Genomic DNA, 21,164 nt, shown 5'->3' on the forward strand with positions numbered 1-21,164 from the left:
GGAGGTATGTGCCTGCCAGAATGTGTCCATGAATCCCACAGCGCCCCGTGCCGGCACCTCGCGCACCGAGGTCCTCGTGGACCACCTGCGCCGGCGCATCGTCAGCGGCGAGCTGGCCGTCGGCCACAAGTTGCCCAGCGAGAACCAGCTGGTGGCCGAGCACGGAGTCAGCCGCACGGTGGTCCGCGAGGCCATGACGCGGTTGCAGGCCGAGGGCCTGGTCCACACCCGGCGCGGCAGCGGCAGCTTCGTGCTCACCCCGCCGTCAGGTGCCGGCGTGGGGGCGCAGGTGCCCCACGAGGTTCCGGCCTCGACCCTCGCCGAGCGCCTGGACCTCATCGACTACCGGGTGGCCATCGAGTCCGAGGCCGCGGCGCTGGCCGCCGCGCGCCGCAGCGGCGAGTCCGCAGACGCCGTGACCCGAGCGGAGCGGGCCTTCGCCGAGCGGGCCCGCGCAGGGATTCCCGCCCAGCCGGCAGAGCTGCTCGCCCTCGACTTCGCCTTCCACCGCTCGGTCGCCGAGGCCTCGGGCAACCCCCTGCTGCTGCAGGCCCTGGACGTCCTCGGGCCGGCCATGATCGCCATGCCACGCGCCCGCCTGGACCAGTCCGGTGAGGAGGCCGGTGCCGGCCGGCGCTCCGCCGTGGTGGCGGCCGAACACGCAGCCGTCGCGGCCGCCGTCGCTGCCGGGGACGCCCTGGGTGCCGCCGCCGCCATGCGCGGCCACCTGCGCAACTCGGCCCGCCGGTTCCTGGCGGAATCGACGGGCCGGTCCACGGACTGAGCCGGTACGGTCAGGCGGAGTCCTCCTTCACCGCCAGCACGGGCCGGTCGGCCTGGAGCAGGATCCGCTGGGCGTGCGATCCCATGATGAACTTGCCGACCTGGGTGCGCCGTCGCAGTCCGATGACGATCAGGTCCACATCGTGTTCCTGGGCCAGGTCGAGGATGGCGTCGGTCAGGTCGTCCCGGTGGGTGGGACGAAGCACCGTGGCGTTCACTCCGGCGTCCTGTGCGGCGTCGGCGACGCGCTCGATGTCAGCGTCGGAGGCCACCGACGGATCCGCCAGCACTCCCTCCCGCTGGGAATTGACGATCAGCAGCTCCACGTCCCGGAGGGTGGCCTCCTGGATGGCGGCGGCCATGGCCGCTTCGCCCACGGGGGTGGGGACGTATCCGACCAGGATGCTCATGCGTTCTCCTTCGTGTGGGTATCGGACGGGGTGCCGGACGCGGCATGGGGCGCAGGTCCGCTCCGCAGGGCCTCGTCCACCACGGCATGGTGCGTGCGGCGGTCGAGGAGGGACTTGATCAGGGGGAAGACGGCCACGGCCACGAACAGGATCACCAGGGTGGCCGAGATCGGGCGGCCCATCATGCCCAGCAGGTTGCCGTCCAGCACGAGCAGGGAGCGGCGCAGACTGGACTCGAGCAGGGCGCCGAGGACGAAGGCCAGCACCAGGGGCCCGGGCTCGAACCCGAACTTCTTCATGAGGTAGCCGACCGCGCCGAAGACGACCACGAGCAGCACGTCGAACATGGAGTTCCGGATCGTGTAGGCGCCCAGCAGGGTGATCAGGGCCGTGATGGGCGCCAGGATGGCGGCGCGCACGCGCAGGATCCGCACGAAGACGCCGATCAGGGGGATGGCCATGATCAGCAGCAGGATGTTGCCGATGTACATGGAGTTCACCACGCCCCAGAACAGGTCCGGGTGGGCGTTGATGAGCTCGGGTCCGGGCGTGACGCCCTGGATGAGCAGGGCGCCGAAGATGATGGCCATGGTGGCGTTGGCGGGGATGCCGAGCGTCAGCAGGGGGATGAAGGAGCTCGTGGCGGCCGCGTTGTTGGCGGTCTCCGGGCCGGCGACGCCCTCGACGGCACCCTTGCCGAACCGCGAGGGGTCCTTGGCGACCTTCTTCTCCACCGCATAACCGGCCAGGGACGCGATGGTCGCGCCGCCGCCGGGCAGGATGCCGAGGAAGAAGCCGAGCACCGATCCGCGCCCGATGGCCGGGGCGGAGGTCCTCAGGTCCTGGCGCGAGGGCCACACGTTCTTGACGGAGGTGGGGGCCTTGGCGGCCCGGTGGCGCTCCTCCAGGTTGTACAGGATCTCTCCGACGCCGAACAGGCCCATGGCGACGGGGACGAAGTCGATCCCGTCCGCCAGGGAGAGATTGCCGAAGGTGAAGCGCTCCGCGCCGGTGAAGGCGTCCCGGCCGACCGTGGCCAGGAGCAGTCCGACCGCGGCGGCGATGAGGGCCTTGACCTTCGGGCCGTTGCTGATGGTGGCCACCAGCAGGATGCCCAGCAGGGCCAGGGCTGCGTACTCCGGGGGGCCGAAGTCCAGGGCGAAGCCGGCCACGAGCGGCGCCAGGAACGTCAGGCCGATGATGGCCACGGTGCCGCCGACGAAGGAGCCGATGGCGGCGATGCCCAGCGCCGTGCCGGCCTTGCCCTGCTTGGCCAACTGGTAGCCGTCGAAGACGGTCACCACCGCGCTGGCCTCGCCGGGCAGCCGCAGCAGCACGGAGGTGATGGTGCCGCCGTACTGGGCGCCGTAGAAGATGCCGGCCAGCATGATGATGGCGGTGACCGGTTCGACACCGTAGGTCAGCGGCAGCAGGATGGCGATCGTGGCTGCGGGGCCGAGGCCGGGCAGCACGCCGATGAGCATGCCGATGGTGACGCCGAGCAGGCAGTAGAGCAGGTTGGTGGGTTCGAGGACGACGCCGAAGCCGTCCAGGACTGGTTGGAGGAATTCCACGGGGGTGGTCCTTCGCGGTTCGTCGGGGTCAGATCAGGTGGGGGATGGAGGTCCCCAGTGCCGCGATGAAGATGGCGTAGAACGCCGCGACGATGAGCAGGGAGTAGACGATGGTCGACCGCCAGCCCTCACCGCCCAGGAACCTCATCCACACGAGGCACAGCAACAGTGCCGGGATCTCGAAACCGATGAGGGGGATCAGCACCACCATGGCGACGAGGGTCAGGAAGCCGATGAGGGTGATCCACGAGTACCGCGTGAACTTCTCGCCCCCCTGGCCTCCGTGACGGCCGATCACGGCCTGGGCCAGCGCCAGCACCGTGACCAGCACGCTCACGGCGAGCGGCCAGGTCCCCGGGCCGGGCGAGGACGCGGTCCCGATGCCGAGCCCCACCGCGAGGACGATGCCGCCGATGCCGAGGGCCAGGACCACCAGGCTGGCCGCCAGGTTGGCGACCGGGCCGGCCTGCGGTGGGGCCTCGGCCTCCCACTGGGCGACCAGTTCCTCCGGTGTCTGCGCCTCGACCGGGTCGAGGGGGTCGGTGGTCTCGACGGGGCCGTCCAGGTGCTCGCGGGCGGGAAGGGGCATGGGCTCGATCCGATCAGTTGCCGTGGCCAGGGGAATCAGTTCCCGGTCAGGGAGATGTCGTGCTCCTCGACGAGCTCGGCGTAGCGGTCCCGCAGCGAGTTCCACTCCTCGGTGACCTCTTCGCCCGAGATCTCGTGCGGGGTCAGCAGGTTGTCCTGGTTGAAGGACTGGTAGGCCTCGGTGGCCAGGGCGGCGTCCGCGGATTCCGCCAGGCGGGTCTTGACCTCCTCGGGCAGTCCCTTCGGCGCGGCGAGTGCGCGGTACTGGGAAACCGGGATGTCGTACCCGGCCTCGGTGGCGGTCGGGGTGTCCGGCAGGAACTCGTTGCGCTCGGCCGAGAAGGTCATGATCGGGGTGACGGTGCCGGCGTCGATCTGCGGCTTGGCCTCGCCGAGCTGGATCGTCGCCACCTGGACCTGGTCGCCCATGACGGCGGTGAGTGCGGGGGAGCCCGAGTCGAAGGGAACCTCCGTGCCGTCGATGCCGGCCTCGGCGAAGAGGACGGCCTGGGCCAGCTGAGAACCGGTGCCCACGCCGGTGGTGCCGTAGGTCAGGTTCCCGGCGGCCTGGATGTCCTCGAGGTTCTCGAAGCCGGACTTCGCGGAGGCCACGAGCACGTAGTCGTCCTGGGACAGGCCCTTGATGACGTCGAGGTCGTCCAGGGTGACCGCCTCGTCCTCGGAGACCGCGAGCGGGGTGATCGTGATCAGGGAGGCGTTCAGCAGCACGAGCTCGTAGCCGTCCGCCGCCTTGCCGGACACCTCCTTGGTGGCCACCGCCCCGTTGGCCCCGGGCTGGTTCACCACGGTGACCGGCTGGTCGAGGTCCTCGGACATGCCCTCACCGACGGCGCGGGCGATCAGGTCGGTGGAACCACCCGGCGCCTGGCCCACGGTGATGTTGACGGGGCCGCTGGGGAAATCGGCTGCGTCGGCGGTGCCGCCGCCCACGTTGCCGCCGCAAGCGGTCACGGAGAGCAGCGCGGCGGCGGATGCCACGGAGAGGACTGTGCGGCGAGTGGTGAAGAACGTCATGGCCGTTCGCTCCTAGAGGTTCGGTATGTCGATGCCGTGGATCTTTGCCGGTCCGGTGGGGACTCCGGACGACCACGGGACGCGGTGTGAAGTGGCTCACGAACCGGTTGCTCCAGGAGCCTATGAAGTCCGTAGGATGCATGTCCAAGCCCCATCCTGCATGTTGTGATACTCGAAAGGCATCATGTTTACGCTCGACCAGATCCGGTGTTTCGTGTCAGTGGCAGAGGAGCTGCACTTCGGCCGGGCGGCGGAGCGCCTGCAGATGACCCAGCCGCCCCTGAGCCGGCAGATCCAGAAGCTGGAGCGCTCCCTGCAGGTCACCCTCCTGAACCGGGACCACCGCAACGTGGAGCTCACCGCCGCGGGCCGGGCCTTCCTGGCCGAGTCCCGGGAACTGCTGGCCGCCGCGGACCGGGCTCCGGCCGCGGCCCGCTCCATCGCGTCCGGCCAGGAGGGCGTCGTCCGCATCGGCTTCACGGCCGCCGCCGGGTTCGGCGTGCTGGGAGAGGTCCTGACCGCGATCTCGGAGGCCCTGCCGAGGATCACGCTCGAGCTGTCCGAACTGGTCAGCCGGCAGCAGGCCGCCGCGCTCCTGGAGGGGTCCCTGGACCTCGGGCTGGCCCGGCCCCCCTTCGATGCCGAGACCTTCGAGTCGCACCTGCTGCTGGCCGAGGACCTCGTCCTGGCCGTTCCCTCCGGTCACCCGCTGGCGGAGGTCCGGGGCGGCATCGGCGAACAGGACCTCCGGGGCATCCCGCTGATCATGCACTCGCCCCTGACGGCGCGTTACTTCTACGACCTGATCGTGCGACTGTTCCCCGTCGACCACGGGCAGGTCGTCCACACCGTGGGGCAGATCACCACGATGGTGGCCCTGGTGCGGGCCGGGCGGGGAGTGGCCTTCGTGCCCGCCAGCGCCAGGCTGCTGGGGGTCGACGGCGTCCAGTACCTCGACCTCAGCGAACGGGCGCGGGGGACCGTCCAGCTCCACCTCATCTGGAACCAGCGCAACGCCAACCCGGCCATGCAGCGGGTGCTGGAACTCCTGGACGCCGGAGGCGAGTGGTGATGCCGCCAAGGTATTGAAGGATACAAACTCGGGCTTGGACAGGAATGATGAGGCGTTCCTACGGTGGTCAGTGAACGGCCAGGTTGCCGTCCAGACCCCAGCACGGACGCTCCGCGCTGCCGACCAGGAGGATGCTCTTCGTGGCCCACTACACCCCGCTTGAACTCGCCGCCCGCCTGAAGGACGGCCTGCTGTCCTTCCCCGTCACGCCCTTCGCCCAGGACCTGTCCGTGGACGAGGCCGCCCTGCGTGAGCACGTGGCCTGGCAGTCCGGTCACGACGTCGCGGGCCTGTTCGCCGCCGGCGGCACCGGGGAGGGCTTCTCCCTGACGAACGAGGAGCACGCCCAGGTGGTGCGCGCCGCCGTCGAGTCCTCCCGCCCCGAGGTGCCGGTGCTCGGCTCCGCGGGAGGGTCCACCCGGCAGGCCATCGCCCAGGCCCGGTCCTCCGAGGAGGCCGGCGCCGAGGGGATCCTCCTGCTGCCGCCCTACCTGACCGAATGCGACCAGCAGGGCCTGCTGGAGCACGCCTCCGCCGTCATCGGCTCCACCCGGACGGCCGTCATCGTCTACAACCGCGCCAACGCCATCTACTCGGCCGAGACCGTCGCCGAGCTGGCCCGCCGCCACGAGAACTTCATCGGCTTCAAGGACGCCATCGGCGACATCGAGCACCTGTCCAAGGTCTATGCCCGCAACGGCGACCGGATGTTCTACCTCGGCGGCCTGCCGACCGCCGAGACCTACGCCCTGCCGCTGCTGCAGCTGGGCATGAGCACCTACTCCTCGGCGATGTTCAACTTCGTCCCCGAGTTCGCCCTCGAGTTCTACGCGGACGTGCGCCGCCAGGACCGGGAGGCCGTCACCGAGAAGCTCAACCGCTTCGTGCTTCCCTACCTGGACATCCGCGACCGCGGCAAGGGCTTCGGCGTCTCCATCGTCAAGGCCGGGCTGCAGGCCATCGGCCGCCAGGCCGGAATCGTCCGTCCTCCGCTGCACGACCTCTCCGAGCAGGACCGCAGCGACCTGTCCGCCCTGATCGAGAGGGCCGGGGTGCGCCCGGCCTCCCCGGCACCGGTGGCCTGAACCCCTCCTGACCGACCCGAAGGAGCAACCATGACCTTGACCCAGACCGCACTGACCGGCCACTCGATCGTCGCCGGCGCATCGCTGCCGGGGAACGGCGGCACCGCCCACGGCCACGACCCGGCCACCAATGAGCGGCTCGAGCCGGCGTACTCGCTCATCGACAACGAGCAGCTGGCCCGCGCCACCGCCGCCGCCGAGGAGGCCTTCGCCTCCTTCAGCACCCTCGACCCGGGGACCCACGCGGACTTCCTCGACCGGATCGCCGAGAACATCGAGGCCGTCCGGGACGAGCTCGTGGCCCGCGCCATGGCCGAGACCGGGCTGCCCGAGGCCCGGTTGAGGGGGGAGACCGGCCGCACCACCGGCCAGCTCCGGCTCTTCGCCCGCGTCGTCCGCCAGGGCGACCACCACGGGGTCCGCATCGATCCGGCCCAGCCGGACCGCACGCCCGTGCCGCGTGCGGACATCCGCCAGCGCAAGGTCCCCCTGGGGCCGGTGGGCGTCTTCGGCGCCAGCAACTTCCCGCTGGCGTTCTCCACCGCCGGGGGTGACACCGCCTCGGCCCTGGCCGCGGGCTGCCCCGTGGTCTTCAAGGCCCACAACGCCCACCCCGGCACCGGGGAGATCGTCGGCCGGGCCATCACCGAGGCCGTGCGGGACCTCGGGCTGCACCCGGGGGTCTTCTCCCTCATCTACGGGCCGGGCTCCTCGGTGGGCCAGGCGCTCGCCGCGGACCCGCGGATCAAGGCCATCGGCTTCACCGGTTCCCGCGCCGGTGGCACCGCGCTGATGGCCACCGCCGCCGCCCGTCCGGAGCCGATCCCGGTGTACGCCGAGATGAGCTCGATCAACCCGGTCTACTTCTTCGCCGGGGCGCTCGCCGGCAGCCAGCAGGACCTGGACTCGTTGGCCGCCGCCTTCGTGACCTCCCTGACCGGATCCTCCGGCCAGTTGTGCACCGCTCCGGGGCTCGTCTTCGTCCCCGCCGGCGAGGACGGCGACCGCTTCAGTGCCGCGGTGTCCCGCGCCGTGGCCGAGAAGGACGGACAGACCATGCTCACCGCCGGGATCGCGAAGTCCTGGACCGACGGCGTCGCGCACCTCTCTGCCCAGCAGGGCGTGGCCGCGGTGGGCCAGGGCCGGGACGGGGCCACCGAGAACGCCCCGGCCCCGGTGGTCTACGGCACCGACGTGGACACCTTCCGGTCCAACGAGGTGCTCCACGAGGAGATCTTCGGGGCGGCCTCCCTGTTCATCCGCTACTCCTCCCTGGACGAACTGGTCGCGGCCACCCGCGCGCTGGAGGGCCAGCTGACGGCCACCCTGCACCTGACCGAGGCCGACCACGCCGCGGCGGCTCCGCTCATCCCGGAACTGGAGCGCAAGGTCGGACGCATCCTCGTCAACGGCTGGCCCACCGGCGTCGAGGTCGGGCACGCCATGGTCCACGGCGGCCCGTTCCCGGCCACCTCGGACTCGCGCACGACGTCGGTCGGCACCCTGGCGATCGAGCGTTTCCTCCGTCCGCTGGCGTACCAGGACCTGCCCGAGGCGCTGCTGCCGGCGCCGGTGCGCGACGCCAACCCGTGGCACCTGAACCGCCGGGTCGACGGCGAGATCACGCTCGAGACCGGTGGTGAGCGATGACCGGCCAGCCCACGATCGCCGGCGTCGAGGTCGTGCCCGTGGCGGGGCACGACTCGATGCTGCTGAACCTCTCCGGGGCCCACGGGCCGTTCTTCACCCGCAACATCGTCATCATCACCGACTCCGAGGGCCGCACGGGCCTGGGTGAGGTGCCCGGCGGGGAGAGGATCCGCGGCACGGTCGAGGAGGCGGGGCTCCGGATCACCGGCCAGCCGGTGGCCCGGTACCGCAGCCTGCTGCGGGGGATCGCCACGGCCTTCGCCGACCGGGACGCCGGCGGGCGCGGTCTGCAGACCTTCGACCTGCGCACCACCGTCCACGCCGTCACCGCGATCGAGTCGGCGCTGCTGGACCTGCACGGACAGTTCCTCGGCGTGCCCGTGGCCGAACTGCTGGGCGACGGCCAGCAGCGGGAGTCCGTGCCGATGCTGGGCTACCTGTTCTACATCGGCGATCCGGACGGCACCGACCTGCCCTACCTGCGGGAACCGCACGGTGCGGACGACTGGGAGCGGATCCGCCGGGAGGAGGCCATGACCCCGGACGCCGTGGTGCGCCTGGCCGAGGCGGCCCAGGCCCGTTACGGGTTCCAGGACTTCAAGCTCAAGGGCGGCGTCCAGTCCGGCGACCTCGAGGTGGACGCGGTGACGGCCCTCAAGGAACGCTTCCCGGACGCGCGCATCACGCTGGACCCCAATGGCGGCTGGCTGCTCCAGGACGCGATCCGGCTCGGCCGGCGCATGCAGGGCGTCGTGGCCTATGCCGAGGACCCCTGCGGTGCCGAGGGCGGGTTCTCCGGCCGCGAGGTGATGGCCGAGTTCCGCCGCGCCACGGGCCTGCAGACCGCCACCAACATGATCGCCACCGACTGGCGGCAGATGGCCCACGCCATCCGCACCAATGCCGTGGACATCCCGCTGGCCGACCCGCACTTCTGGACCATGGCCGGGTCCGTCCGCGTGGCGCAGTTGTGCCACGAGTTCGGCCTGACCTGGGGGTCGCACTCGAACAACCACTTCGACATCTCCCTGGCCATGTTCACCCACGTCGGCGCCGCCGCACCGGGGGAGATCACCGCCCTGGACACCCACTGGATCTGGCAGGACGGCCAGGGTCTCACCACCGATCCGCTGCGGATCTCCGACGGCGAGGTCCGCGTGCCGGACGCGCCGGGCCTGGGCATCGAACTGGACCGCGAACGCCTGGCCGAGGCGCACCGGCTGTACCTCGAGCACGGCCTGGGCGCCCGTGACGACGCCGTGTCCATGCAGTACCTGATCCCGGGGTGGGAGTTCGACGCCAAGCGACCCTGCCTCGTCCGCTAGCGCGGACCGGGAACCCGCCGCCCGTGGAAGGAGTGCTCCTCGGCTTCAGCATCGTCCTGGTCATCACCGGGATCGGGCTGCTGGCCGCCGCGCTGCTTCCACGGGCCACCACGGCTCTCATCCAGCAGGGCCTCACCCCGGCCATCTACTACGTCACCAACCCGCTGCTCATGGTGGTGCTGGTGGCGGAGATCGACCTCGGGGCGTTGGTGGGCGTCTATGCCCCCGTCGCCCTCGTCACGGCGGTCGTCGCCGGTGGCTGCTACGCGCTCGGCAGCAGACTGGTGCTCCGGCGCACCGCCGGCCAGACCGCCGTCGGCGCCATGGCCTCGTCCTACGTCAACGCCGGGAACATCGGCCTGCCCATCGCGATCTACGCGGTGGGCGGTTCCGCGCCCGCCGTGTCCGTGCTGGTGACCCAGCTGCTGCTCATCGCCCCGGTCTACCTCACCGTCTTCGGCTGGTGCTCCCGACAGGCCGGATCCTCCCAGCCCCGCCTGGGGAGGACGGTGCTGAGATCCGTGGCCAACCCGGTCACCGTCGCCACCGCCGCCGGTGCCGTCCTGGCACTCGTGGACTGGGTCCCTCCCGAGGTCATCTGGACACCGATGGACATGCTCGGCCGGGCCTCCATCCCCCTGCTGCTGTTCGTGTTCGGCCTCTCGCTGGCCTCACAGCGTCCGTTCCGGGACCGGGTGCTGGTCCCGGACATCGCGTGGGGGTCCTTCGTCAAGCTGATCCTGATGCCGGTCGCGGCCTGGCTCCTGGGTCACCACGCCTGGGGGCTGCAGGGCATGGAACTGTTCGGCGTCGTGGCCATGGCCGCGCTGCCGACCGCCCAGAACGTCTTCCTGTTCTCCAGCCAGTTCAGGCTGCCCAACCTGCTGGTGCGGGACATCGTCTTCACCTCCGCGGTGCTGTCCCTGCCGGTGATCCTGGCGGTGGCGCTCCTGCTGGGGCCCTGAACGCCCCGTCGGGGCACGCGGGCCTGGCCCCCTCGGTGGTCCCCGGCGCCGGCTGACTCGACGGACGGTGCGGTCCGCGGCGGGTCCGAGGTCTGCACTAGGCTGGAAAGCGTGACTCAGCAGATCGAGATCGGCCGCGGCAAGCGGGGACGTCAGGCATTCGCACTGGATGACATCGCGGTGGTGCCCACGCGGCGCACCAGGGACCCCGAGGACGTCTCCATCGGGTGGCAGATCGACGCGTTCACCTTCGAGATGCCGGTCATCGGCGCCCCCATGGACTCCGTGATGAGCCCGGACACCGCGATCGCCCTGGGCAAGCTCGGCGGCATGGGCGTGCTGAACCTCGAGGGGCTGTGGACCCGGTACGAGGACCCCACCCCGGTGATCGAGGAGATCGCCGCGTTCGAGCCGACCAACTACTCGCCGTCCAACACCCGGCGCCTGCAGGAGATCTACTCCCAGCCCATCCAGCCCGAGCTCATCACCGAGCGGCTGGCCCAGATCCGTGAGGCCGGTGTGGTGGTGGCCGGGTCCCTGACCCCGCAGCACACCCAGGAGTACTACGAGACCGTGCTGGCCGCCGGCGTGGACATGTTCGTCATCCGCGGCACCACGGTGTCCGCCGAGCACGTCTCCCAGAACCGCGAGCCGTTGGACCTGAAGAAGTTCATCTACGAGCTCGACGTCCCCGTGATCGTGGGCGGCGCGGCCGGGTACACCCCGGCCCTGCACCTGATGCGCACCGGTGCCGCCGGCGTGCTCGTCGGCTTCGGCGGCGGCGCCTCCTCCACCACCCGGCGGGCCATGGGCATCCGGGTGCCGATGGCCACCGCGATCTCGGACATCGCCGAGGCACGGCGGGACTACATGGACGAGTCCGGCGGCCGCTACGTGCACGTGATCGCCGACGGCGGCGTGGGCACCTCCGGGGACATCGTCAAGGCCCTGGCCGTGGGCGCCGACGCCGTGATGCTCGGCGCCGCCCTGGCCCGCGCCACCGAGGCCCCCGGCCGCGGCTGGCACTGGGGCGGGGAGGCCGCCCATGCGGACATGCCCCGCGGGGACCGCACCGAGGTCGGCACCGTCGGCACCCTGCAGGAGGTGCTCTGGGGCCCGAGCCACCATACCAACGGCACCTCCAACCTGATGGGTGCCCTGAAGCGCGCCATGGCCACCTCCGGCTACTCGGACGTCAAGGAGTTCCAGAAGGTCGAGGTCCTCGTGGCCCCGACCCGCGAGATCTGAGCCAGCATGCCGAGGACGGTGGAGCCGGCAGGGGCCCTGGGGCCGAAGTCCCGGTCGCGGGCGCTCTCCGTCCTGGCGGCCACCACTCCCGAGCACCCGCTGGACGTGCTCGTCATCGGCGGGGGAGTGGTCGGCGCCGGCACCGCGGTGGACGCGGCCACCCGGGGGCTGTCCACCGGTCTGGTCGAGGCCACCGACTACGCCTGGGGCACCTCCTCACGCTCCTCGAAGCTGGTGCACGGCGGGCTGCGCTACCTCGAGATGCTGGACTTCCCCCTCGTCCACGAGGCCCTGCGCGAGCGGGGCCGGCTGGTCGAGGACATCGCCCCGCACCTGGTCCGGCCCGTGCCCTTCCTCTACCCCCTGGCCAAGGCCTGGGAACGGCCCTACGTGGGGGCCGGCCTCGCGCTCTATGACGGCATGGCCGCCGGGCGGACCGGACACCTGCCGGTCCACCGGCACCTGGGCCGTGCGGCCGTGTCCCGGATCGCGCCCGGGCTGCGGCCCGAGAGCCACGCCGGGGCGATCCGCTACTACGACGCCCAGGTGGACGACGCCAGGCTGGTGATCGAGCTGGTGCGCACCGCCGCCACGCACGGCGCCCACTGCGCCTCCCGCGTCCAGGTGACGGCCTACCTCGGCGTCGGAACCGGCACCGGCACCGGACCCTCGGCCGGCGGCGTCCCCGGCATCACCGGGGTCGAGGTCCTGGACCGGGAGACGGGCCAGCGCCACACCGTCCACGCCCGCCGCGTCATCACCGCCACCGGCGTCTGGACCGGGCAGATCCCCGTGCGCGGCCCGGACGGCACCGAGCACCCCCTCACCGAGGGCATGCCGCGGGTCACCGCCGCCAAGGGCATCCACCTGGTGGTGCCCAGGGACCGGTTCACGTCCACCTCCGGGCTGATCCTGCGCACGGAGAGATCGGTGCTGTTCGTCATCCCCTGGGACCGGCACTGGATCATCGGCACCACGGACACGCCCTGGGACCTCGGCCCGGACCAGCCGGCGGCCACGAGCCAGGACATCGACTACCTGCTGGACACGGCCAACGCGGTGCTGGCCGAGCCGCTGAGCCGGGCCGACGTCGTCGGGGTCTTCGCCGGGCTGCGGCCCCTGGTGACGCCGGCCGGGGAGGCCGAGCCGATCGGGGAGCCCCCGGCCGAGGAATCCGGGACGGCGACCACGAAGATCTCCCGCGAGCACGTGGTGGCCACCCCGCTGCCCGGGCTGACCGTGGTGGCCGGCGGCAAGCTCACCACCTACCGCACCATGGCCGCCGACGCCGTGGACACCGCCGTCGCCACCCCCGGGGCGCCGGGCACCGGGCCGCTGACCGGACAGGACGTCACCGGCTCGGGGCAGGGCATCCCCGAGTCCTGCACCGCCGGCCTGCCGCTGCTGGGGGCCCAGGGCTGGGTGCCCACGTGGAACCGGCGGACGCTGCTGGCCACGGACTCCGGGCTGCACCCCGCCGTGGTGGAGTCGCTGCTGCACCGCTACGGTTCGGGCGCGCCGGAGGTGATCGCGCTGGCCGTGGCGGATCCGGAGCTGGCCGCCGAGCTGCCGGGGCTGCCCGGCCACCTCGTCGCCGAGGTGGTGCACGCGGTCACGCACGAGGGCGCTCGCTCGGTCCAGGACGTGCTGGCCCGGCGGATCCGGGCGGTGTTCGAGGTGGACGACGGCGGTGCCGCCGCCGCCGGCCCGGTCGCCACGCTGGCGGCCCCGCTGCTCGGCTGGGACGCCGAGCGGGCCACCGCCGAGGCCGACCGCTACCGGCACTGGGTCCGGGCCCAGCTGGCCACGCAGGACGCGGCCACGGACGAGGCGGCCCACGCGCTGCTGGTCGAGGCGGCCCGCGGCTCCGTGCGCGACCCGGGCCGGGGCGGGCTGCCGAGCACCTCGAGTTCTACGGAGGGTAGAGAAACCGCGTAGTCTTGACGGGTGCTGAAGACCGCCCTGAGACCCATCTGGATCGCCGGACTGATCCTGGCGCTCGTGGTGTCCGGTGTCTTCGTGCTCCTCGGCAAGTGGCAGATGGACAACGCCGCCTCCGCGCCGCCGCCGCTGACGCAGACCGAGACGCCCGTGCCCCTGACCGCGCACTTCCGGCCCGGTGCCGCCATGTTCGGCACGGAGGCCGACCAGGTGGTGACCATGACCGGCCGGTTCGTCCCCGGCACGGACGTGTTCGTGCACCCGCGGCTGCTGGGCGAGCGAGAGGGCTACTGGGCCGTCACCGCCTTCGCCGTGGACGGCGCCCCGGCCGGCGAGGTCATCCCCGTGGTGCGCGGCTGGACCGAGGACCCCGCTCGGACGGACCCCGCTCCCGAGGGGAAGCTGTCCGTCAAGGGACGCCTGCTGCCCGCCGAGGGACCGCAGCCGCAGGGGATGGAACGGACCGGGCACGGCTACGTGCTGGCCAACCTGTCCTCGGCCGAGCTGATCAACCTGTGGGACATGCCCTCTTACGCCGGGTTCGTGGTGGCTTCCGACGTGCTCGCCGGCGGCTCCGGCGACGACCCCGCCGAGCCTGGTGCCGGTGCGGACGCCGACGGCCGGGAGGTCGGCGCGAGGGCGGCCGGCGGCGAGCTGGAACCCGTGACCGTGGGGCCGCAGCCGCAGGAGACCACCTACAACTGGATGAACATCTTCTACGCCATCGAGTGGGTGGTGTTCGCCGGTTTCGCGCTGTACCTGTGGTGGCGCTTCCTCCGCGACGACGTGAACCGCGAACGCGAGGAGGAGGCACTCGACCGCCGGTGGGCCGAGGAATGGCGCGCCCGCGAGCTCGAGCGCCGCCGTGCCGAGGCCCGCGAGGCCAAGCGCCGGGCCACCGAGGAGTACGAGCGCTTCCACGGGGTCTCAGCCTCCCCGACGCAATCCCCGCCATCCCCGCAATCCCAGGAGAAGCCGTGACCAGACCGGACCAGAAGCCCCCGGTGGACCCGAACACCCTGCCCGACCCCGAGGACATCACCGAGGCGGACCTGCCGGCGCCGCCGCCGCGTCCGGGCCGGGAGGCCCCACGCCGCTTCGCCGGCACGCACCAGCAGATCCGCTCCGCCCTGACCATGTACAAGGTCTGCGCGTGGATCACGGGCATCATGCTGCTGCTGCTCGTGGTCGAGATGATCTTCAAGTACGGCTTCGGCACGGAGCTCTACGCCGGCGGCACCACGATCGACGGCAGCCCCAACTCGCTCTCGTTCCAGCCCGAGGACTCCGTCACCGGCGGATTCAACATCTCGATCGCCGTGCTGATCGCCCACGGCTGGCTGTACGTGGTCTACCTCGTGGCCGCCTTCCGGCTGTGGTCGCTCATGCGCTGGCACGGGATGCGGCTGCTGCTGATCGCCGGTGGCGGCGTGGTGCCGTTCCTGTCCTTCATCGTGGAGCGGCGGGTGCACCGGGAGACCCTCGAGGAGCTCGCCGCCCATCCCGAGGCCGTCCGACGGTACTGACCTGACACCGCTGCGCCCCGGGGCCCACACCGGGCCCGAGCCAGCGCATGCACGACGCCCGGCGGGGAGCTCCCCGCCGGGCGTCGTGCGTGCAGGGCGCCGGCCCAGGGGACCCGGGCCGGTCGGACGGGACTATCCGAGGGCCCGCGCGGGGGCGGGGACGGGGGCGGCTGCCGCGCCGGTCCCGGGGATCTCCGTGCCGCGCAGGGAGACCCCGGCCGTCTCGCGCATGAACCGCACGGCGATGAGCCCGATGACGCAGGCACCCATCATGTAGTACGCCGGGACCAGCGGGTTGCCGGTGGTGGCGATGAGGGCCTCGTTGGCGATCGGGGCGGTGCCCCCGAAGACGGCGGTGGCGACGTTGTAGGTGATGGCGAAACCGGCGAAGCGCACCTGGGTGGGGAACATGGCCGGGAAGGTGGCCGAGATGGTGGCCAGCTGGGGGATGAAGAGCAGGCCCAGCACGGCGAAGCCCAGCAGCGCCCACCAGAAGCCGTTGGCCATGAGCGTGTACATCGGAATGGCCAGCACGAACAGGCCGATCAGCGAGCCGTACCACATCGGCTTCCGGCCGACGCGGTCCGAGAGGGCCCCGGCGAAGGGCACGACCAGCATCATGGCGAACTGCGCCACGAACATGATGGTCAGCACCGTCTGGGCGTCCATGCCGGTCTGGCCCTCCAGGTAGGTCGGCATGTAGCTCAGCAGCGTGTAGTGCACCACGTTGAGGGCCACGACCAGGCCGGCCATCGTGAGCATGGGGCGCCAGTACCGGCTGACCAGGTCCTTGAGCGCCGTCCCGGTGGAGGACTCGGCCTGGCCCGCCTCCTCGAGCTCCAGGAACACCGGTGAGTCCGCCAGCTTGGAGCGCAGGTACAGGCCGATCAGGCCCATCGGCCCGGCGAGCAGGAACGGGATCCGCCAGCCCCAGTCCGCCATGGCCTCCTCGCCGATGGCCATGCCGGACAGCAGGACCACCAGCGAGCCGAGCGCGAAGCCCCCGAGGGTGCCGAACTCCAGGAAGCTGCCGAAGAAGCCCCGCTTCCGGTCCGGGGAGTACTCGGCCATGAACGTCGCCGCTCCGCCGTACTCGCCACCGGTGGAGAAGCCCTGGATCATGCGCAGCACGACCAGCAGGACCGGCGCGGCGAGGCCGATGGTCGCGTAGGTGGGCAGCAGGCCGATGCAGAAGGTCGCCCCGGCCATCAGGATGATCGTCAGCGCCAGGATCCTCTTCCGACCGAGCCGGTCACCGAGCGGCCCCCAGAACAGCCCGCCCAGCGGCCGGACGAGGAAGGACAGGGCGAACGTGCTCAGGGCGAGCAGCGTGCCGGCCTCCCCGGGGAAGAAGTTCTGCGTCAGGTAGACGACCGAGACGGCATACACGCCGTAGTCGAACCATTCGGTGGCGTTGCCGAGCGCCGAGGCCGCGACGGCGCGGTGGACCGTCCGGGCGTCCGGGGCCGCGGGGCCGGCCGCGGCCGGTGACGGGTCCGCACCGCCCTCCGGGCGGCCGGGGGTGTGCTGTGTCTGGTCGAGGTGTGTCATGACAGCCTTCAGGGGGAGGGGTGGCGCCCTGGAGGGCGCCCGGGTGCGGGTGATGAGGGGACATGCGGGAATCGGCGACGGTCCGTGCGAGGCGCCGTCAGGGGGAGAGCATGCGCAGGGCGGTCAGCACGTAGGCACGCGCCGCGAGTTCCAGTTCCTCGACGGCCACGGACTCGTCGACCTGGTGCGCCTGGTCGTTCAGCCCACCGGGACCCATGACCACGGTGGGAACGCCGAGGTCCTGGGCCACGAAGCCGCCGTCGCAGGCCGCGGACCACCCGCCGATGGAGTCGGGGCCGCCCACGGTCCGGACCGCTCCGTGCACCGCCTCCACGAGCGGGTGCTCCCGGGGAGTGCGGAACCCCGGCATGGACATGGTGACGGTGCCGTTCAGGGAGATCCCGTCACCGGTGATGCCGGCCCGGTCGGCGGCGGCGAGCAGGCCGGACAGGATGGCCTCGGGCTCCTCACCGGGCATCAGCCGCCGATCGAGCCAGAGGTGGCACTGCGCGGCGACCATCGAGGTGGCCCGGCCGCCGTCGATCCGGCCGATGTTCCAGGTCGCCGAGCCCAGCAACGGGTCGGGAGTGCGGGCGTGGGCCTCGTGGTCCTCGCGGACCAGGGCGAGCAGGCGGGACGCGGCGTCGATGGCGTTGCGGCCGTCCTCGGGGCGCCCGGAGTGGGCGGACACACCGGTGACGGTCACCTCGAGATAGGCGTCCCCGCGGCACGCGATGACTGTCTGCAGGTCGGTGGGCTCGGCCACGACGCACCCGGCGAAGGTCCGGCCGAGGCCACGCGTAGTGAGGTGGCGGATGCCCAGGCCCAGGTCCTCCTCGTCCACGGTGCAGGCCAGGCGCACCGGCCCCGTCAGCGGCGCCCCGGCGCGGCGCAGGGCGTCCATGGCCACGAGCACGGCCGCCAGGCCGCCCTTCATGTCGGTGGCTCCCCGGCCGAAGACCCGGCCGCCGTCCACGACGGACCGGAACGGCTCACGGGACCACCCGGGTCCTGCCGGCACCACGTCGGAATGGCCCAGGAACAACAGTCCGGGTCCCTCGCCCACGGCCCCGCCGGGGGCCAGCTCCACGTCCACGTTCGGTCGTTGCGGTGCCGCGTCGTCCGTGCGCACCGCCAGCCCGCGAGCGAGCCCGGCCGTCGCCAGCACGCGGGCCGTCTCCAGCTCGGTGCTGCCGGGGTTCTCCCCGCCGGCGTCGATCAGGGCACGCGTCAGGTCCACCAGTCCATCGAGGTCGAGAAGGTCCAGGACCGCGCGCTCACGCGGGGTACAGGCCAGCTGGTCCATGGTCACGGGATCACTTCCTGACCAGCTGCCGGGGGAAGGAGGTGAAGGTCTCCACTCCCGTGCCCGTGACGCGGATCGACTCGGACACCTCGTAGCCGTAGCCGGTCATCCACATCCCGCAGATCAGGTGGAACGTCATGTTCTCGGCCAGCACGTTCTCGTCTTCGGAGCGGATGCTCACGGTGCGCTCGCCCCAGTCCGGGGGATAACCGATGCCGATGGAGTACCCCAGCCGGCTCGGCTTCTCCAGCCCGTACTGGGCCAGCGTCAGGTTCCACGCGCGGGACATCTCCCTCACCGGGACGCCCGCGGCGGTGACGTCGAGCACGGCCTGCAGACCGGCGGCGACCGCCTCCTCCAGCAGGAGCAGCTCGCTCGGGGGAGTGCCGAGCATCACCGTGCGCGCCAGGGGCACGTGATAGCGCCGGTGCGCTCCGGCCAGCTCCACCACGACCGCGTCCCCCTCACCCAGGACGCGGTCCGACCAGGTCAGGTGGGGGGTGTCCGCGGACCGGCCGGTGGGCAGCATGGGGACGATGGCCGGGAAGTCACCCCAGGCCTCCCCGTCGCCCTCCGCCTGGGCGGCGGCGATCCTGGACGCCACGAGGTGCTGGGCGGCCCCGGGCTCGATCGCGTCGATGGCCGCCCGCATGGCGGCGGTCGTGACGCGCGCCGCGGTGCGCATGTACTGGATCTCGGCCTCGGACTTGACCGCCCGTACCCAGTTGACCAGTTCGAAGCTGTCCACGAGGGTCCACTCGGGCAGCGCGTTGACCAGGGCGCGGTAGGCCTTCGGTGCGAAGAAGTGGGCGTCCATCTCCAGGCCGATGCAGCCGGTCGCGGCCGGTGCGACCAGTCCCCGCCGTCGCAGGGCGACGGCCACCCAGTCGAAGGGGTGGACGTGGGGCTGGTGGACGTACTGCTCCGGGTAGCCGATGATCTGGTCCTCCGGCAGCCAGGAGGTGCGGAACGCGCCCTGGGCGTCCATCTCCCGCAGGAACAGCAGCATCTCGCCCTGCGCGGGGACGAAGAGCATCTGCGGGGTGTAGAAGGACCAGGCGTCGTAACCGCTCAGGTAGAAGATGTTCGCGGGATCGGTCACCACCAGCGCGCTGAGGCCCTGACGGGCCATCCGCTCGCGCACCGCCGCCAACCGCTGGCCGTACTCGGCGGCGGAGAACATCGGCACGCGCACGTCGGGGTCTGCGGGCGGCGCGGTCACGGGCGGCGCGGTCGCGGGCGGCGCGGTCGCGGGCGGCGCGGTCACGGACGGTGCGGTCGCGGGCGGCGCGGCCAGGGACGGCAGGGAGACGGGCGGGGCGGTGGCACCGGTGTCCGGGGACAGGACGCGGTGCAGACGAGTGTTGAGCACGTCATACTTTCTAGGATCCGGCGGGCCGTTTGTCTGCAGGGACGGCTACTCGACCACCACCCGTCCTCGGCGGACCGGGGACGCCGCGGCGGCCCCGGAGGGCCCGCGGGCCACCGTCGACCCCGGCCGTTCGGTCCCGGAGGCCGTCGCGGCACACTCGGTCACCACTCGGATCGGCCCGTCCCCGGGAGCCGGGCCTCGCCCGGCCAGGCCGCGGGGCCTCCACCGGCCGCGGGCCCTCAGGCGGCCGGTGCCGGCTGGCGGCGGGCCCTCAGGCGGCCGCGTGCCCTCAGGCGGACGGGGCGGGCTGGCGGCGGACCAGGGCGACGACGCCGGCCAGGGACGCCAGCACCACGGCACCGAGCAGCGCTGAGAGCCCGGCGTAGTCGATCCAGCCCATCACGAGCCCGGCCAGCACGGAGCCGACCGCGGCCGCCAGGGACATCGCCGCGTCCGAGAAGCCCTGGGCCGGTACCCGCTCCTGCGGGGCCAGGGCCGCCACCAGCAGGGTGGAGCCGGCCACAGTCGTCGCGGACCAGCCGAGCCCCAGGAGCACGAGCCCCGTCACCACGGCCCAGTGCTCACCGGGCAGGAAGCCGGTGAAGGCGGTGGCGGCCAGCAGGGTGGCGAGTCCGGCGGACACGATCCGCGCCGGGCCGAACCGGTCCGCCAGCACGCCCATCAGCGGGGACAGGGCGTACATCCCGGCCACGTGCAGGGAGATGGTGAAGCCGATCAGCACCACGGTGTCCGGGTGCTGGCCCAGTTCGCTGCTGGCCACTCCCGCCTGGTGCTGCAGGTGCAGGGGCGTCATGGACATCAGCCCCACCATCACCGCGTGCGCCGCGATGACCGAGACCAGCGCGGCCAGCGCGGAGGGATGGCGGCGGATGGCGTGCCAGCCGGCGGTCCAGCGGTTGCCCGGGACCGTGCGCGCCACCACCGGTACCGGCTCCACGACGGTCTCCACGCCTCCCGTCCCGGTCCCGGGCCCGACCGGACGGCGGGACGCGTCCGGGTCCGGACCCTCGGGGACGCCCTCCAGCTCGCGGCGCAGCAGCAGCGGATCCGGGCGCAGCCCCAGCAGGATGATCAGCCAGCCGACCAGCATGCCGGCACCGGAGATGAGGAACGGCCCGGCATGGGCGGGGATCCCCAGCCACCCGGACAGCACCGCGCCGGGGCCCACCATGTTCGGGCCGAGGACGGCTCCCACGGTCACCGCCCACACCACGAGGGACAGGTCGCGCCCGCGGTGCCGGGGCTCAGCCAGGTCGGTCACGGCGAACCGGGCCTGCAGGTTCACGGCCGCCCCGAAACCCACCAGGAACGCGCCGAGCAGCAGGACCGGGAACGCCCGGGCGAGCACCGCCGTGACCATGAGGGCCTGGCCGACCAGGCCCGCGGCCAGTCCCGCGCCGAGGGCCACCCGCCGGCCACGGGACAGGGCGAGCTGGGCCAGCGGGATGGACACCACCGCGGATCCGAGCGTCATCCCCGTGTTGACCAGCCCGGCGGTGGCCTCGGCCCCGGACAGGTCCACGGCGAGGATCGATCCCAGGGACAGCGTGGCCCCGTTGCCCAGGCCGGAGAACACCTGCGCGGTGCCCAGCACGGCCACGGTGTGGCGCTGGGCCTCGCGGGCCCGCGGGTTCAGGGGTACGACGTCGGTCCCCGCGTTCTCGTTCACGGCACCACGATAGATGGGGGCGGTCCCGCGCTGGACTATCCTT

18 protein-coding genes are annotated in these 21,164 nt (G+C 72.2%); 10 read left to right on the plus strand and 8 right to left on the minus strand.

Annotated features, from left to right (window positions below; translation table 11 throughout):
- Positions 1-28 precede the first annotated feature (28 nt).
- Entirely contained in the window at positions 29-784 is a 756-nt protein-coding gene (locus Q0283_RS16695) for a FadR/GntR family transcriptional regulator (RefSeq protein WP_298045718.1), read from the plus strand.
- Between the two features lie 10 nt (positions 785-794).
- On the opposite strand, the gene Q0283_RS16700 is transcribed toward Q0283_RS16695, so the two are convergent.
- Genes Q0283_RS16700 through Q0283_RS16715 form a run of 4 tightly spaced genes read right to left on the minus strand, consistent with a single transcriptional unit; the run spans position 795 to position 4,390 of the window.
- Complete coding sequence (locus Q0283_RS16700; protein ID WP_298045720.1) at positions 795-1,193, minus strand: universal stress protein; 399 nt, start codon at positions 1,191-1,193, stop codon at positions 795-797.
- Positions 1,190-2,767, minus strand: coding sequence for a tripartite tricarboxylate transporter permease (locus Q0283_RS16705; protein WP_298045721.1), 1,578 nt, complete (start codon positions 2,765-2,767; stop codon positions 1,190-1,192). Before Q0283_RS16705 ends, Q0283_RS16700 begins: the two co-directional genes overlap by 4 nt.
- A 28-nt stretch (positions 2,768-2,795) precedes the next feature.
- The gene (locus tag Q0283_RS16710) at positions 2,796-3,356 is read right to left on the minus strand and encodes a tripartite tricarboxylate transporter TctB family protein (RefSeq protein ID WP_298045723.1); all 561 of its coding nucleotides are present in this window, start codon (positions 3,354-3,356) and stop codon (positions 2,796-2,798) included.
- Between the two features lie 35 nt (positions 3,357-3,391).
- On the minus strand, positions 3,392-4,390 hold the full coding sequence (locus Q0283_RS16715) for a tripartite tricarboxylate transporter substrate binding protein (protein WP_298045725.1): 999 nt from the start codon (positions 4,388-4,390) through the stop codon (positions 3,392-3,394).
- A 184-nt stretch (positions 4,391-4,574) separates the two neighbouring features.
- Here Q0283_RS16715 and Q0283_RS16720 point away from each other — a divergent pair, with 184 nt between their 5' ends.
- From Q0283_RS16720 to Q0283_RS16760, 9 genes are all read left to right on the plus strand, one after another.
- Positions 4,575-5,462 carry a LysR family transcriptional regulator gene (locus Q0283_RS16720; RefSeq protein ID WP_298045727.1) on the plus strand — a complete coding sequence of 296 codons (888 nt, stop codon included), beginning with the start codon at positions 4,575-4,577 and terminating at the stop codon, positions 5,460-5,462.
- A gap of 140 nt (positions 5,463-5,602) precedes the next feature.
- The gene (kdgD, locus tag Q0283_RS16725) at positions 5,603-6,547 is read left to right on the plus strand and encodes a 5-dehydro-4-deoxyglucarate dehydratase (protein ID WP_298045729.1); all 945 of its coding nucleotides are present in this window, start codon (positions 5,603-5,605) and stop codon (positions 6,545-6,547) included.
- Between the two features lie 30 nt (positions 6,548-6,577).
- Positions 6,578-8,197, plus strand: a complete 1,620-nt coding sequence (locus tag Q0283_RS16730) for an aldehyde dehydrogenase (NADP(+)) (protein ID WP_298045730.1) — start codon at positions 6,578-6,580, stop codon at positions 8,195-8,197.
- A complete protein-coding gene (locus Q0283_RS16735; RefSeq protein ID WP_298045732.1) occupies positions 8,194-9,522 on the plus strand; it encodes an enolase C-terminal domain-like protein in 1,329 nt (442 codons plus the stop codon). Before Q0283_RS16730 ends, Q0283_RS16735 begins: the two co-directional genes overlap by 4 nt.
- A gap of 23 nt (positions 9,523-9,545) precedes the next feature.
- Positions 9,546-10,487 (plus strand): AEC family transporter, encoded by a 942-nt coding sequence (locus Q0283_RS16740; protein ID WP_298045734.1) that lies wholly within the window; start codon positions 9,546-9,548, stop codon positions 10,485-10,487.
- Between the two features lie 111 nt (positions 10,488-10,598).
- Positions 10,599-11,735, plus strand: coding sequence for a GuaB3 family IMP dehydrogenase-related protein (locus Q0283_RS16745; protein ID WP_298045736.1), 1,137 nt, complete (start codon positions 10,599-10,601; stop codon positions 11,733-11,735).
- Between the two features lie 6 nt (positions 11,736-11,741).
- Positions 11,742-13,673 (plus strand): glycerol-3-phosphate dehydrogenase/oxidase, encoded by a 1,932-nt coding sequence (locus Q0283_RS16750; RefSeq protein WP_298045737.1) that lies wholly within the window; start codon positions 11,742-11,744, stop codon positions 13,671-13,673.
- 9 nt (positions 13,674-13,682) lie between these two features.
- Positions 13,683-14,657 (plus strand): SURF1 family protein, encoded by a 975-nt coding sequence (locus tag Q0283_RS16755; RefSeq protein ID WP_183527320.1) that lies wholly within the window; start codon positions 13,683-13,685, stop codon positions 14,655-14,657.
- A complete protein-coding gene (locus Q0283_RS16760; protein WP_183527318.1) occupies positions 14,654-15,202 on the plus strand; it encodes a DUF3817 domain-containing protein in 549 nt (182 codons plus the stop codon). The genes Q0283_RS16755 and Q0283_RS16760 overlap by 4 nt, the downstream gene beginning before the upstream one ends.
- A gap of 132 nt (positions 15,203-15,334) precedes the next feature.
- Here Q0283_RS16760 and Q0283_RS16765 read toward each other — a convergent pair whose 3' ends face one another.
- The 4 genes from Q0283_RS16765 to Q0283_RS16780 form a co-directional block, all read right to left on the minus strand.
- Positions 15,335-16,753, minus strand: a complete 1,419-nt coding sequence (locus Q0283_RS16765) for an MFS transporter (protein WP_183527316.1) — start codon at positions 16,751-16,753, stop codon at positions 15,335-15,337.
- 97 nt (positions 16,754-16,850) lie between these two features.
- Positions 16,851-18,059 (minus strand): M20 family metallopeptidase, encoded by a 1,209-nt coding sequence (locus tag Q0283_RS16770; protein WP_183528494.1) that lies wholly within the window; start codon positions 18,057-18,059, stop codon positions 16,851-16,853.
- A 10-nt stretch (positions 18,060-18,069) separates the two neighbouring features.
- Positions 18,070-19,242 carry a M24 family metallopeptidase gene (locus tag Q0283_RS16775; RefSeq protein WP_298045742.1) on the minus strand — a complete coding sequence of 391 codons (1,173 nt, stop codon included), beginning with the start codon at positions 19,240-19,242 and terminating at the stop codon, positions 18,070-18,072.
- A 478-nt stretch (positions 19,243-19,720) separates the two neighbouring features.
- A complete protein-coding gene (locus tag Q0283_RS16780; RefSeq protein WP_298045739.1) occupies positions 19,721-21,121 on the minus strand; it encodes an MFS transporter in 1,401 nt (466 codons plus the stop codon).
- Positions 21,122-21,164 lie beyond the last annotated feature (43 nt).

It is taken from the genome of uncultured Citricoccus sp. (assembly GCF_937871995.1).
GTDB lineage: Bacteria > Actinomycetota > Actinomycetes > Actinomycetales > Micrococcaceae > Citricoccus.

What these genes read in the sequence shown, in the direction of transcription:
- Q0283_RS16770 (WP_183528494.1), bottom strand. Translation starts at nt 18,059, where the DNA reads ATGGACCAGCTGGCCTGTACCCCGCGTGAGCGCGCGGTCCTGGACCTT.
- Q0283_RS16730 (WP_298045730.1), top strand. Translation starts at nt 6,578, where the DNA reads ATGACCTTGACCCAGACCGCACTGACCGGCCACTCGATCGTCGCCGGC.
- Q0283_RS16775 (WP_298045742.1), bottom strand. Translation starts at nt 19,242, where the DNA reads ATGTTCTCCGCCGCCGAGTACGGCCAGCGGTTGGCGGCGGTGCGCGAG.
- Q0283_RS16695 (WP_298045718.1), top strand. Translation starts at nt 29, where the DNA reads ATGAATCCCACAGCGCCCCGTGCCGGCACCTCGCGCACCGAGGTCCTC.
- Q0283_RS16750 (WP_298045737.1), top strand. Translation starts at nt 11,742, where the DNA reads ATGCCGAGGACGGTGGAGCCGGCAGGGGCCCTGGGGCCGAAGTCCCGG.
- Q0283_RS16735 (WP_298045732.1), top strand. Translation starts at nt 8,194, where the DNA reads ATGACCGGCCAGCCCACGATCGCCGGCGTCGAGGTCGTGCCCGTGGCG.
- Q0283_RS16700 (WP_298045720.1), bottom strand. Translation starts at nt 1,193, where the DNA reads ATGAGCATCCTGGTCGGATACGTCCCCACCCCCGTGGGCGAAGCGGCC.
- Q0283_RS16710 (WP_298045723.1), bottom strand. Translation starts at nt 3,356, where the DNA reads ATGCCCCTTCCCGCCCGCGAGCACCTGGACGGCCCCGTCGAGACCACC.
- Q0283_RS16715 (WP_298045725.1), bottom strand. Translation starts at nt 4,390, where the DNA reads ATGACGTTCTTCACCACTCGCCGCACAGTCCTCTCCGTGGCATCCGCC.
- Q0283_RS16765 (WP_183527316.1), bottom strand. Translation starts at nt 16,753, where the DNA reads ATGACACACCTCGACCAGACACAGCACACCCCCGGCCGCCCGGAGGGC.
- Q0283_RS16720 (WP_298045727.1), top strand. Translation starts at nt 4,575, where the DNA reads ATGTTTACGCTCGACCAGATCCGGTGTTTCGTGTCAGTGGCAGAGGAG.